This is a genomic window from Sheuella amnicola (genome assembly GCF_010499255.1).
Taxonomy (GTDB): Bacteria; Pseudomonadota; Gammaproteobacteria; order Burkholderiales; family Burkholderiaceae_B; genus Zwartia; species Zwartia amnicola.
In genome coordinates this window covers 12,982-27,083 of sequence record NZ_JAAGRN010000010.1, presented here as the reverse complement: position 1 = coordinate 27,083, position 14,102 = coordinate 12,982, and the positions used below count along the sequence as shown (strand labels likewise).

General features: G+C 49.8%; 13 protein-coding genes. All 13 read right to left on the bottom strand.

The window, feature by feature from the left end; all coding sequences use genetic code 11:
- Positions 1 to 7 precede the first annotated feature (7 nt).
- Complete coding sequence (locus G3I67_RS13220) at positions 8 to 2,062, bottom strand: UvrD-helicase domain-containing protein (RefSeq protein ID WP_235931930.1); 2,055 nt, start codon at positions 2,060 to 2,062, stop codon at positions 8 to 10.
- 12 nt (positions 2,063 to 2,074) lie between these two features.
- Positions 2,075 to 4,165, bottom strand: coding sequence for a primosomal protein N' (locus G3I67_RS13215; RefSeq protein ID WP_163656010.1), 2,091 nt, complete (start codon positions 4,163 to 4,165; stop codon positions 2,075 to 2,077).
- A 331-nt stretch (positions 4,166 to 4,496) separates the two neighbouring features.
- Complete coding sequence (hemE, locus tag G3I67_RS13210; protein ID WP_163656009.1) at positions 4,497 to 5,570, bottom strand: uroporphyrinogen decarboxylase; 1,074 nt, start codon at positions 5,568 to 5,570, stop codon at positions 4,497 to 4,499.
- A gap of 41 nt (positions 5,571 to 5,611) precedes the next feature.
- Positions 5,612 to 6,478 carry a helix-turn-helix domain-containing protein gene (locus G3I67_RS13205; RefSeq protein ID WP_163656008.1) on the bottom strand — a complete coding sequence of 289 codons (867 nt, stop codon included), beginning with the start codon at positions 6,476 to 6,478 and terminating at the stop codon, positions 5,612 to 5,614.
- A gap of 183 nt (positions 6,479 to 6,661) precedes the next feature.
- Entirely contained in the window at positions 6,662 to 7,084 is a 423-nt protein-coding gene (locus G3I67_RS13200; protein WP_163656007.1) for a F0F1 ATP synthase subunit epsilon, read from the bottom strand.
- Positions 7,085 to 7,093: 9 nt separating this feature from the next.
- Positions 7,094 to 8,494, bottom strand: a complete 1,401-nt coding sequence (atpD, locus tag G3I67_RS13195; protein ID WP_163656006.1) for a F0F1 ATP synthase subunit beta — start codon at positions 8,492 to 8,494, stop codon at positions 7,094 to 7,096.
- Positions 8,495 to 8,550: 56 nt separating this feature from the next.
- Complete coding sequence (gene atpG / locus G3I67_RS13190; protein ID WP_163656005.1) at positions 8,551 to 9,459, bottom strand: F0F1 ATP synthase subunit gamma; 909 nt, start codon at positions 9,457 to 9,459, stop codon at positions 8,551 to 8,553.
- Between the two features lie 99 nt (positions 9,460 to 9,558).
- Positions 9,559 to 11,100 carry a F0F1 ATP synthase subunit alpha gene (atpA, locus tag G3I67_RS13185; protein WP_163656004.1) on the bottom strand — a complete coding sequence of 514 codons (1,542 nt, stop codon included), beginning with the start codon at positions 11,098 to 11,100 and terminating at the stop codon, positions 9,559 to 9,561.
- A 30-nt stretch (positions 11,101 to 11,130) separates the two neighbouring features.
- The gene (locus tag G3I67_RS13180) at positions 11,131 to 11,670 is read right to left on the bottom strand and encodes a F0F1 ATP synthase subunit delta (protein ID WP_163656003.1); all 540 of its coding nucleotides are present in this window, start codon (positions 11,668 to 11,670) and stop codon (positions 11,131 to 11,133) included.
- A 14-nt stretch (positions 11,671 to 11,684) separates the two neighbouring features.
- Positions 11,685 to 12,155, bottom strand: a complete 471-nt coding sequence (locus tag G3I67_RS13175) for a F0F1 ATP synthase subunit B (RefSeq protein ID WP_163656002.1) — start codon at positions 12,153 to 12,155, stop codon at positions 11,685 to 11,687.
- 126 nt (positions 12,156 to 12,281) lie between these two features.
- Entirely contained in the window at positions 12,282 to 12,521 is a 240-nt protein-coding gene (atpE, locus tag G3I67_RS13170; protein ID WP_163656001.1) for a F0F1 ATP synthase subunit C, read from the bottom strand.
- A 115-nt stretch (positions 12,522 to 12,636) separates the two neighbouring features.
- On the bottom strand, positions 12,637 to 13,518 hold the full coding sequence (atpB, locus tag G3I67_RS13165; protein WP_163656000.1) for a F0F1 ATP synthase subunit A: 882 nt from the start codon (positions 13,516 to 13,518) through the stop codon (positions 12,637 to 12,639).
- Positions 13,519 to 13,603: 85 nt separating this feature from the next.
- Positions 13,604 to 14,071, bottom strand: coding sequence for an ATP synthase subunit I (locus G3I67_RS13160; RefSeq protein WP_163655999.1), 468 nt, complete (start codon positions 14,069 to 14,071; stop codon positions 13,604 to 13,606).
- Between the last annotated feature and the right edge of the window lie 31 nt (positions 14,072 to 14,102).

Genomic DNA, 14,102 nt, shown 5'->3' with positions numbered 1-14,102 from the left:
ATTTCGATCAAGCCGATTTATTCAACATTGCTTTTAGCATGTCCAAACGATTTTTCGGACTCATGCCCGCGTCCTGATCGGGCATGGACTTATCCGTCAACCCCATCTCTTCGATAAAACGTGAAGGCTCCCGCGTGACATCCTCTCGAGCTCGCCTGCGCTTTTTGCACCAGCTTAAATGCAAGCTGCGCTGGGCACGGGTGATACCAACATACATTAATCTGCGTTCTTCCTGTATGCGCAACGTCAAAGCATCCGCAAGTCCATCGGCACCGGATTCCTCATCATCACGGCCAAAGTGCGGTAGCAATCCTTCCTCTACGCCAAGCAAATATACATGCGGATACTCAAGCCCCTTGGACGCATGAAGCGTCGACAGTTTCACGGCATCAGGCTCTTGCTCCTCGCCACGCTCAAGCATTGTGACTAATGCAACATGTTGAACCAAATCAAATAACCCCAATTCACTCGATTCGGATTTTCGCTTGAGCCAGCCCACTAGTTCAAGCACATTTTGCCAACGACTTTGAGCGGGTTTCTCATCGAACATATCGTATAGATAACGCTCATAATTGATTGCCCCGAGCAAATCATCGAGAATTTCAGCCGCTGGCTCCGCCGCATGCAGCTTTTCGCCCGGCTTGGGTTTGCCTGCGCGATATTGGATCCGATTGATGAAATCGCCAAACATCCGTAAAGGTTCAAGCTGTCTCACACCCAACCTGCTTTCCAACCCGGTTTCGAACAGTGCGGTGAACAGGGAGATCTTTCTCTCGCCTGCATACTGCCCCAAAGTCTGCAATGTAGCCTGCCCGATGCCGCGTTTAGGGGTGGTTGCTGCACGAATAAAGGCCGGATCGTCATCTTCGTTGGCAATCAGGCGCAAGTAGGAAAGTACATCCCGCACCTCCGCTTTGTCGAAGAAACTCTGGCCGCCCGATATTGTGTAAGGAATGTGCAAATTGCGCATCGCCTGTTCCACCACGCGAGCCTGATGATTGCCTCGATACAAAATCGCAAAGTCCTTCCATTGCGCTTGTTTTTCGAATCTGGCCGCCGAAATTTTCATTGCAACGTTTTCAGCTTCGATTTCATCATTCGTCATCGAAGTAACCGTAATCGCATCACCAGTGCCATGTTCGGACCAAAGTTTTTTTTCGAATAGTTTCGGATTATTTGAAATCACCTGGTTTGCAGCGGCGAGAATTCGCTGACTCGAGCGATAATTTTGTTCGAGTTTGATTAGCTTGATATTCGGATAATCTGTTGTCAGCTTGGCCAAATTTTCAATCGTTGCGCCACGCCATGCATATATGGCCTGATCATCATCCCCAACTGCTGTAAACATCGCCCGCTGACCGGTTAAATATTGAACGAGGCGATACTGACAGACGTTTGTGTCCTGATATTCATCCACAAGAAGATATCGGACACGCTTTTGCCACTTTTCCCTCACTTCGGGATGACGTTCGAAGATTTGCGCGGGCACAGTAATCAAATCATCAAAATCGACAGCTTGATAGGCGGCTAAGGTCGCGTTGTAGCTTCTATAGACTTTAGCGGCCTCGACTTCATTCGGGGTCGAAGCAATCTTGTCCGCACCATCCGGGTCGATCAACCCATTCTTCCACAAGGAAATCGTCTGCTGAACCGTTCTTAATCGACTACGATCCGTCGTCGCAAGCAACTCCTGCACGATAGCCATCGCATCATCTGAATCGAAAATCGAAAACTGCGGTTTAAGCCCTGCGTGCTGGGCCTCTTCCCGTAAAATCCTGACGCCTAACGAATGAAACGTACTAATTGTCAGCCCCTTAGTTAAGGCAGGGTCAATCAGTTTTTTGACACGCTCATCCATCTCCCGGGCAGCTTTGTTTGTAAATGTCAGGGCAACTATATTTTTAGCCGCATAATCGCATTCGCGAATCAGATACGCAATTTTCTGGGTAATTACACGCGTCTTGCCTGAACCCGCTCCGGCCAGAACGAGACAAGGCCCATCCAGATACAGAACGGCTTCGCGCTGTGTCTGATTCATTCCCGAGGCGGCTGCTATCGACATATTCAATCAACGTTAAATTTCAAGTGGATCCACTTCAAGCTGCCAGCGAACTGATTTAGCCAAAGGTAAATCACCCACAACACTCTGCCAGTGGCGCAGTAATAGCTGAAGTGCCGGACGACTTGTCGATTCAAGCAACAACTGCGCGCGACACATATTATCGACACGAACAATTCTGAGGGGAACGGGATCATACAAAGTAACGAACTCTGCTGTGTTCAACTGATCCAACAGCTGCTGCGCAATCTCGCGAATTTCATGTAAAAAGGACAAGGCCACATTCAAATCCCGTGACTCGGCGCTCAGCAATGCCTGATAAGAATAGGGAGGCAAACATGCCGATTCGCGCTCATTCATGCAATATGCGGCAAAACCTCGATAATCATGCCTCACCAGCGCCTGATACACAGGTTGCTCGGGATAGCCAGTCTGAATAATCACCTCGCCATGCCCCGTATGCCTTCCAGATCGTCCGGACACCTGCATCAACTGCGCGAACAACCTCTCGGGCGCTCGGAAATCCTGCGAAAAAAGCATCGCATCCGCATTCAACACTCCCACCAGCCCAAGGTTGGCAAAATCATGTCCCTTTGCCACCATTTGCGTACCGACCAGAATATCGACTTCGCCTGCATGAACACTATCGAAAAGGGCTTGGGCACTTCCTTTTTTTCTAGTACTGTCCGCATCAATCCGCGCCACTCTGGCCTCGGGAAACAACTCACCTAGATGTTCCTCGATACGCTGTGTTCCGCGCCCCATGGGTAACATATCCTGATCACCGCAGTCGGGGCAAGATGCTGGCACGCGCTGTTGAAACCCGCAGTGATGACAATGCAATTTATTGCCACCACGCTCAGCGCGGTGCATGACTGTGTACGTCGTACAGCGAGGGCATTGACTGACCCATCCACAGGATCCGCAGTGTAATGCCGGTGCATAACCGCGCCTGTTCAAAAAAATGAGTACCTGCTCACGATTAGCAAGTCGCATTTGCATGGCTTCGATCAATTGAGGCGATAACCCATGCTCCATTCTCAAATTTCTTGTATCCACCAACCTGACAGTCGGTAGCGTGACATCTTTCGCACGTTCGTTGAGTTGCAGTCTTTGATAATTCCCGCGTTCAGCCTGGACCCAGCTTTCCAATGAGGGAGTTGCAGAGCCCAAAACAACAGGCACTTTCAATTCATGCGCACGCCAAATTGCAAGATCTCGGGCGGAGTAGCGTAGTCCATCCTGCTGCTTGTACGATGGATCATGCTCTTCATCCACAACAATCAGGCCTAAATCATCCAATGGAGCAAATATCGAAAGACGTGTACCGAGGACAACTCTCGCCTGTCCCCTCTTTACTCGCAACCAAGCCCTTAAGCGCTCCCCATCAGATAAACCACTATGCAGCACGGCCACTCCGGCTTCACCGGCAACAGGCTCCAATCGCCCCCTGAGCGCTTGTTCAAACTGCGGAGTGAGATTGATTTCGGGCACAAGAATCAAAACACGCTTACCTTTTGCAAGTGCGTTAGCCGCGGCATGCAAATAGACCTCTGTTTTACCGCTGCCTGTCACTCCGAATAATAAAAACGCCTGATACCCTTCTGTATCCGTAATGGCCCTCACAGCACACTGTTGCTCAGCATTCAATTCAGGCGCCAGATTGGACTCGATCTTTTTTGTCGCGACCGGTTTACGTTTATCCAGTCTAGATACCGGCCCCTCGCCGGACCTCTTGCCCTGATATGCACCAATAGTTCGTAGTCCCAGAGGCAATGCCGGCATGATCACTTCACCTAATGGCCTTTGGTAGTATTCAGCTGCAAATTTTGCAAATCTCAGCCAGTGATCTTGCATGGGAGCGACATCATCCAGAACCGCTTCCACCTCTTTAATCAACTTTGGATCATATGCCGGTGACTCCGGCAATCCGATCACCATACCAATCATTTTCCTTCTTCCAAAAGGCACGATGACACGCACCCCGGGAACAACTGACAACCTGGACGAATAATCAAATGGCCCTTGTAAAGGCAGGTCAAGTACGACTCGAACCCAACCGGATTTTTGTACCTTTTCGACGGGTTGTTCCGGATTGATTGGCATGAGACTTAAAGTAAATTCTTGGAGTTGATGCTAATGCTATGACAGATTGGAAATCTTAAATATGCAAAGATAAAGCTGTGGATAACTTTGGGGAAAAGTATGTCAATATTTGTCGTAACTTTCTGGTTGAATCTATTTTTAGACTAAAAATTACATGACCTTCGAAATTAAATTGTTTTAAAACAATAACTTATAGCATTAATGTCGAAACACTATTATTTTTATAAGGGTTATCCCTATTAAGTTTTTTATGTGTACAACTTACACGGTCATTACACGTTTTTAGCCTAATTTATTGCCAGGAAGCCCATATTTTCAGACTTCCCGAACATTAAACATGATATTGGGGGCTATACGAACGAACTTCATCGACCAAAGCCGCAACAGCCTCAGGCGGGGTGAACTGGGATATGCCATGACCTAAATTAAAGACATGGCCCCCGTTACCCACTCGACCATATGCATCCAGAACTCGCCTGACTTCTTTCCGAATAGCCGACTCGCCGCCAAACAAGGACATGGGGTCTAGATTCCCCTGAAAGGCGACTTTATCCTGAATGCGAAGGCGTGCAGCGGCAAGATCCACAGTCCAATCAAGACCGACTGCATCGCATCCACATGCAGAGATGGATTCAAGCCACTGTCCACCACCTTTAGTGAAAACAATCACCGGAACTTTGCGACCATCCCGATCGGACTTGATCATTTCGACTACTTTTTTTGTGTAGGCCAAAGAAAATTGTTGAAAAATTCCGTCCGCTAAGACTCCGCCCCAACTGTCAAAAATCATGACAGCCTGCGCACCGGCATCAATTTGCGCATTCAGATAATGAGCTGTGGTTTGCGCATTGATTTCAAGAATTTTATGTAGCAGATCAGGTCTTGCATAAAGCATACCTTTGATGAGCCGATAATCGTCGCTTCCCTTACCCTCAACCATATAGCAAGCAATAGTGAACGGACTACCCGCAAAACCAATCAACGGAACACGCCCATCCAATTCACGCCGAATCACCTTGACAGCATCAAATACGTATTGCAATTTAGCCATGTCAGGAACACATAACTTCGATACATCGACTTCATTTCTAATTGGCGTGGCGAACCTCGGCCCTTCTCCTTGCTCAAATGACAGCCCCAGCCCCATCGCATCGGGCACAGTCAGAATATCGGAGAAAAGTATCGCTGCATCCAATGGAAAACGATCAAGCGGTTGGAGAGTCACTTCGCATGCGTAATCCGGATTTTGTGCCAACCCCATGAAAGAACCTGCACGCTCACGTGTCGCGCGATACTCAGGTAAATACCGCCCAGCCTGACGCATCAACCAAGTGGGAGTATATGGAACCGGTTGGCGTAACAGGGCACGAAGAAATACATCGTTTTTCAGGGGCTTAGCGGACACGGAATTCCTTTAACTTTCGCAGGCATTAAGATTCGATCATTTTACTCTGCGCCGTCATCTATTCGGTACTGCGATGCGTCTATCTGATACTTGCGCATCAATGCCCAGAACGCCCGTCGATGCTTTTGCGATGCTCGGGCCGCAGATGCAATATTGCCCTGATGCGTGAGTAACGCCTTTGAAATGTATTCCCTTTCGAATTGCTCCACGACTTTTGATTTGCTGCTACGAAATGATTCGATCATTTCGTTATCAATACTTTCCTTATCTACTTGTATCAGGGACACACCTGTCCTAATTTGGACTCTATTCGTTCCAATGGCCACTCTTGTTGGACGCGCTGTTCTTTGTAATGGCTTTTCCAAGCTCGATTTGTGAACTCCTGTCCTCATATTCAAACTTAGTTTCGCTTGCTCGCACCATGACGTTGTTCCATATGCGCTTTCTGGCTCCCTCAACCCGCCTATCTTAGGGGCCCTTACAACCGCCGTTAAAATCCTTGCCCTAAGCTCTTCCGGGCATACCGGCACTCTGACAAAATCTGCCATGCCCAAATCCACCAGATCTTGCATAGCAGCCGAGCGCAATCCACTCAATATCCCGAACATTGGCGTGAATGGGCCTTTAGGAATTGCTGCCAAAGCTTGTCTTGTCCAACCAAGCGTATCCAGTGAAACCGGTATCAAGCAAACATCATACCTGCGCAAACTAACCGCTCCTTGTGCAATTGCTTGCGTATCCAAGCGGATCAGTCGGTTTTGCAAATCGGGCAATCCACTGGTGTCTTCCCACTTCAGATAATGCAGTTTTATTCTTGTCAAAGAAGGCTGCGACTTTGCCACAGCCTCTGCCATCCAGTCATCGTGAGTGGCAAGCGATAAAACCGCGCAATCTATTTGTTGACGCATACTCTAGCTCCATATAAACATGAGGCAAGAGACTAATTGGTCTAAATGATTTGGGATATTCGGAATCAACGCATGCGTAGTTCCCACTCGCATGAACTGCCTTGAATATTAATTTGAAGCTTAAAAGCAAACACGCCCGATATCGGGCGTGTTAACTGAATCAAGAAGCCAAACACTAGTTGCTTAGTGCTTGATCATCTCGCGAAGACGGCGCGCGGCGTTAGCCTGAGCAGCCAACAATTCAAGTTCCGCTTCAACCACAGCGATATCGGCACGATCCTTGGCGTTAGCCAATGCCTCTTTCGCTTTGGCTCGGGCGGCCTCGGCTTGCGCCTCATCCAGATCTGCTCCACGGATAGCCGTGTCGGATAGCACGGTAACGTGATCAGGTTGGACTTCAAGCAATCCGCCTGCAACAAAGATGCTCTCTTCAGAGTTATCTTCATGCACGATCTTGACTAGACCGGGACGAATCCTTGTGATGAGCGGAGTATGGCCGGGCAAAATCCCCAACTCACCCGACTCGCCAGGCAATACGACAAACTTTGCCTGACCAGCGTACAGGGATTTCTCCGCACTCACAACGTCGACTTTTAAAGTAGCCATGACGGATCCTTATTGGAGTTTCTTGGCTTTCTCGAAAGCTTCGTCGATGCCGCCGACCATGTAGAAAGCCTGTTCGGGCAATGCATCGCACTCACCTTGTACGATCATCTTGAAACCACGTAACGTTTCTGCCAGAGGAACATATTTTCCGGGGGAGCCGGTAAACACTTCGGCAACGTGGAAAGGCTGCGACAAGAAACGTTGAATCTTACGAGCGCGTGCAACGGTCTGCTTGTCTTCAGGCGACAACTCGTCCATACCCAGAATCGCGATAATGTCACGCAATTCTTTGTAACGCTGCAGAGTTTGCTGAACACCGCGAGCAACGGTGTAGTGCTCTTCACCCACCACGTTTGGATCAAGCTGACGGCTCGTCGAGTCAAGCGGATCAACCGCAGGATAAATACCCAAGGATGCAATATCACGCGACAACACAACGGTCGAATCCAAGTGCTGGAAGGTCGTAGCAGGCGATGGGTCGGTCAAGTCGTCGGCGGGAACATACACAGCCTGGATCGAGGTAATCGAGCCAGTCTTTGTTGAAGTAATACGCTCTTGCAGAACACCCATTTCTTCGGCCAGTGTTGGCTGATAGCCCACAGCGGATGGCATACGTCCCAACAACGCGGACACTTCTGTTCCGGCCAAGGTGTAACGGTAAATATTATCAACGAAGAACAGGATGTCACGACCTTCGTCACGGAACTTCTCAGCCATCGTCAAACCGGTCAAGGCAACGCGCAGACGGTTACCAGGAGGCTCGTTCATCTGACCGAAAACCATCGCAACTTTGTCAAGAACGTTCGATTCTTCCATTTCATGATAGAAGTCGTTACCTTCGCGGGTACGCTCACCGACACCAGCGAATACAGACAAACCACTGTGTTGCTTCGCGATGTTATTGATCAGTTCCATCATGTTCACTGTCTTGCCTACACCGGCACCACCGAACAGACCAACCTTACCGCCCTTTGCAAACGGGCAAACCAGGTCGATAACCTTGATGCCGGTTTCAAGCAATTCAACTGAAGGTGACAACTCGTCGAATTTAGGAGCAGGCTGGTGAATCGCACGCAGTTCGGTCGAGTCGATCGGACCGGCCTCGTCGATCGGACGACCCAGAACGTCCATGATACGACCCAGCGTGCCCGAGCCAACCGGCACGGAGATGGGAGCACCGGTCTTCGCTACGGACATGCCGCGGCGCAAACCATCGCTTGATCCCAGAGCGATGGTACGAACAACGCCGTCACCAAGCTGCTGCTGAACTTCGAATGTTAAACCTGCCTCTGCAAATGAGGATGAAGTATCCGTCAATTTGAGTGCTTCATAGATATGGGGCATTTGATCGCGGGGAAACTGAATATCCACCACGGCGCCGATGCACTGAACGATGGTTCCGTTGCTCATGTCTGTTCCTTGCCTTTATTAACTTGTTTGATGGGTTGCCGTTATGCGATCTGAGATCAGACTGCAGCGGCGCCCCCCACGATTTCCGAAATTTCTTTTGTAATTGCTGCTTGGCGGGTCTTGTTATAGACCAGTTGCAAATCACCGATGACTTTCTTCGCATTGTCCGAGGCGGCTTTCATTGCCACCATACGAGCAGACTGCTCCGATGCCATGTTTTCAGCAACACTCTGATACACCAGACCTTCGACATAGCGATGCAACAACTCGTCGATGACTGTTCCTGCATCCGGTTCATAGATGTAGTCCCAACCGTAGTCAGCGCCTTTGGCGTCTTGCTCGTCCGATCCGGCGGATTCCGCACGATAAGGATCTTTCAATTTGCCGGGCAATGGCAACAATCGGGTAAAGGTTGCTTCCTGCTTCATCGTATTGATGAAACGATTAGTCGCAACGTAGACTGCATCAATACGACCAGCTGCGAAATCGTCCAGTTGAACCTTGATCGCACCAACAAGTCGTGCAAGCTCGGGGGTATCGCCCAATTGCACTTCTTGTGACACCAGGTTTGCACCAATACGCGTCAACGTTCCCAGACCTTTGTTTCCGAGTGCCGTGAACTGGACACGAATGCCCTTTTCATCGAATTCACGCAGTCTGTTCAAAACCAGACGCATGATGTTCGTGTTAAGGCCGCCGCACAAACCCTTATCGGTCGAAACGACGACAACCCCAACTGCTTTCAAGTCGGCGCTTTCAACCAAATACGGATGACTGTACTCGGGATTGGCTTCCATCAGACGTGAAGCCATAGTGCGTACTTTTTCGGCATAGGGACGACCTGCTCGCATCCTTTCCTGCGCTTTGCGCATTTTGGATGCGGCCACCATCTCCATGGCCTTAGTGATCTTTCGCGTATTTTGTACGCTTTTGATCTTAGTTCGAATTTCCTTAATTCCTGCCATTTCGCTTCCTGTGTCAGACCTTTTTACAGGTATCAGACCATCTGCTTTGCGTGAACTACGGGTGAAAACCACCCTAACGTTCACGCGATAGCGGGTTCCTTAGTAGGTGCCGTTTTTCTTGAACTCTTTGAGAGCCGAGACCAATTCAGCCTCATCGTCTTTCGACAACTCAGCAGATGCCTCAATGCGATCGATCATTGCTGCATGCTTGGCCTTCAGATAATCCTTGATGCCTTTTTCAAACGGCAGAACCTGTGCAACTTCAATGTCGTCCAGATAACCGTTGTTCACGGCAAAAAGAATCACGCCCAGTTCCCACACCTGCAGAGGCTGGTATTGAGGTTGCTTCAAGAGCTCAACCACACGCTTACCACGCTCAAGCTGACGACGGGTCGCATCATCCAGATCGGACGCAAACTGCGCAAACGCAGCAAGTTCGCGATACTGTGCCAAGTCGGTACGGATACCACCGGACAGCTTCTTAACAATCTTGGTCTGAGCGGCACCACCAACTCGTGACACCGAAATACCGGCGTTAATAGCGGGGCGAACACCTGCGTTGAACAAGTCGGTTTCAAGGAAGATCTGACCATCAGTAATCGAAATCACGTTGGTCGGAACGAAAGCCGATACGTCACCTGCCTGCGTTTCAATAATCGGCAGTGCGGTCAACGAACCAGTCTTGCCTTTGACTGCGCCTTTGGTGAACTTTTCAACGTATTCGGCATTAACACGAGCTGCACGCTCAAGCAAACGCGAGTGCAGATAGAACACATCGCCGGGATAAGCTTCACGGCCTGGAGGACGACGCAACAGCAACGAAACCTGACGGTAAGCAATAGCCTGTTTGGTCAAATCGTCATAAACGATCAAAGCATCTTCGCCGCGGTCACGGAAGTATTCACCCATCGTACAACCAGCATAGGCTGACAAGTACTGCATTGCAGCCGAGTCAGAAGCGGCAGCCGCCACGATAATGGTGTATTCCATTGCGCCATGCTCTTCAAGCTTACGCAACACGTTATTGATCGTCGATGCCTTCTGACCAATCGCGACATAAACGCACTTAACGTTTTTGCCTTTCTGGTTGATGATCGAATCCACTGCAACTGCTGTCTTACCAGTTTGACGATCCCCAATGATCAATTCGCGCTGACCACGACCAACCGGAACCATCGAGTCAATCGCTTTCAAACCTGTTTGCATTGGCTGCGAAACGGATTGACGTGCGATCACGCCTGGAGCGACTTTTTCAATGATGTCGGATTCCTTGGCATTGATTGGGCCCTTGCCGTCAATTGGCACACCCAATGCATTGACAACTCGACCGAGCAATTCGGGACCAACCGGCACTTCAAGAATGCGGCCCGTTGCTTTAACGGCATCGCCTTCCGATACACCGGTATAGTCACCAAGAATCACGGCGCCAACAGAGTCGCGCTCGAGGTTCAGTGCCAAACCGAAAATATTGTTGGGAAATTCAAGCATTTCGCCCTGCATCACGTCTGACAAACCGTGAATACGGGTAATGCCGTCGGTCACGGATACAACCGTGCCTTGCGTACGGATGTCGGACGATGTGCCCAGACCCTCAATACGGCTCTTTAGTAGTTCGCTAATCTCTGACGGATTAAGTTGCATGTTCAGACTCCTGGAATCTTTATACTGACGTTAGGCCGCCAATGTGTCGCGCATGCGTACCAACTGGGCTTGCACGGATGTGTCGAGTACCTGATCACCCACATTGACGCGCACGCCACCAATCAAGGTAGCATCCACTGTCACGTGGGGCTTGAGTTTGAGACCGAATTTTGGCTCAAGCAGCTTGATGAGCTCGGAAACCTGTTCATCGGTCATCGGGAACGCGCTTGTGATGTCCGCTTGGGCGACACCTTCAGCTTCATCCTTGAGGGCATGAAATTGTTCGACGATTTGCGGCAGCAGCACCAAGCGATCATTGCTGATAAGCAATGTCACAAAATTTTGCAGCGGCTTGTCGACAGCGGGTTGAACCAAGCTCAAAAATACGCTAACTCTCTGCGCATCCTCAAGACGTGGATCGACCATTGCTGCGCGGACATCCTCAACCGAAATTACTTCGGCCAAGCGTTGTACCTGTTCTGCCCATGCAGCCAAGCCAGCCTTCTCATCGCGCGCAGCAGCAAACAGCGCTTCTGCATACGGGCGGGCAATGGTGGAAAGTTCTGCCATGTCGACCCCGAAGATTAAAGCTGTGCCTTAAGCTGCGCAAGCAACTCGGCGTGAGCACGGGCGTCAACCTCGCGCTTAAGAATCTGCTCAGCACCTTTAACGGCAAGCGTGGCAACATCGTCGCGCAGAGCATCACGGGCGCGCTGCACTTCGTGTGCGGCATCCTGTTTGGCTTGCTCAACAATGCGTGCGCGCTCGGCTTCGCCTTCAGCGCGTGCCTGCTCGATAATTTGAGCAGCGTGTTTTTCAGCGTCCGTTATGCGGACATGCAGATCGGATTTAGCAGATGCCTCGATCAAATTGATGCGAGCCTGTGCTTGCGCCAAGTCAGCTTTGCCTTTTTCGGCAGCAGCCAAACCATCAGCAATCTTCTGGCGTCGCTCGTCAATTGCCTTTGTCAGAGGTGGCCACACGAATTTCATCGTGACCCAACCCAGGACAAAGAACACGATCATCTGGAAAAAGATCGTCGCGTTCAGATTCACGGTCGTTTCCCTATTACATCTTGTGCCTCAAAGACAAAATATCTAAGAGACTGGATCAATAAGCTGCCTTCATAATTTTCAGGCAGCATCTAAATCATCCCAATTCGGGATGACAGCTCGGGCGATTTACTGGAATGGGTTTGCGAAAGCAAACAACATTGCGATACCAACACCGATCAGGAACGCAGCATCGATCAGACCAGCGAGCAGGAACATCTTGGTTTGCAGCGCGTTCATCAGTTCAGGCTGACGAGCCGAAGCTTCGAGGTACTTGCCGCCCATCATTGCGATACCGATACAAGCGCCGATAGCACCCAGACCGATAATGAAAGCGCAAGCGAGAGCTACGAAAGCGACGTTAGTCATGACAACTCCTTGGTAAGTATCTAAGTATTGAAATTAAAAATAGAAAATGAAACTACAAGAACTGCTTTGTAAATCAATCCTGCGATCACCCCTTTAAGGGATGATCAATCAGACCTTAGTGCCCCTCATGCGACTGCCCGATGTAAACAAGGGTCAGCATCATGAAAATAAAGGCTTGCAACAACACAATCAAAATATGGAAGATCGCCCAAATGGAGCCGGCGAGAATATGACCAGCACCCAGACCAATGCTCATGGCATTCCAACCAGACCAAGCGCCACCCAAGAGAGCGATCAGCATGAAAACGAGCTCACCAGCAAACATGTTGCCGAACAGTCGCATCCCCATCGACACCGACTTGGCGGCATATTCAACCAAATTGAGGGCAAAGTTAGCCGGGGCTAGCAAGATAGCAGCGAAACCGTGCGCATGGAAAGGAGCGGTAAACAACTCTTTCACGAATCCACCTGGATGCTTGATTTTGATTCCGTAAAAGAACATCAAAAGCAGCACACCAAGAGACATACCCATAGGGATGTTCAGATCGGCAGTAGGCAAAATACGATGGTAATAGAGCGCATCCTTGGGCTCATGACCAAAACCCAGAGCATGGAAAATGGCGTGTGGCAAATCAACCGGCACGAAGTCCAGAGCGTTCATCAACACGATCCAGACAAACACAGTCAGGGCAAGAGGAGATACAAACTTGCGGCTTTCGGCACTGGGAACGATGCTGCGAGCCTGGTTATCGACCATATCAACAAGCATTTCGACGAAGCTTTGCAACCGCCCCGGAACGCCTGATGTCGCGCGACGAGCAGCCATCGCCATAAAAACAACAGCCACCACACCAGTCAATATCGACCAAAAAATCGAATCGTAGTTGATTACGCTGAAATCAGCGATCAAACCCTGTTTTTCGCCAATATTGTTGTAATGCACCAAATGGTGCTGAATGTAATTGGCTTGGGGCGAAACGTCGCTATTAGCAGACATGTTAGATCTCGAATCGTAAACTTGACACCTGCGGTAGACAGGCATCCTCTCAAACCAACGGACCTGAAACCAGGTCCGACCTTAACTATTTCTTATCACCATACTTAACGACACTGCCTGACCGAAAACCACCCAGAGCAAGCATCAATAAGTAAGCCTTTACTACTCCAATCAACCCCGCAACAACTGCCAGCCAGCTCACGCGGTCCCCACCCACACGGGCAATCAACCAAAGCAAACCTACTGCAGCAACCATTTTCAGCATCTCACCCATCAAAAACATGACAGGGCTGGCACCTTTGGGCTGATGCGTAGCTATAAACAATCTCAATGCAAACAGCAAATTCGGTACAAAATAAGCGCCAGCTCCAGCTAGTGCGGATAGGGCGGCAACCTTTCCGGCCACCATGCCGGCAATGATTGCAACAAATAACCCCACCAGCGCCTGAGCCAAGATAATGTACAACAGCTCTTTTCTGGCCCGTGCATTGATGCTAGCGCGATCGGCATCCGTCAAAACCAGTGGTTTATCAGTGTGCAAACTTGCGTGCATACCTTTTGTCACCTGTCTTGTTTTTTAATTC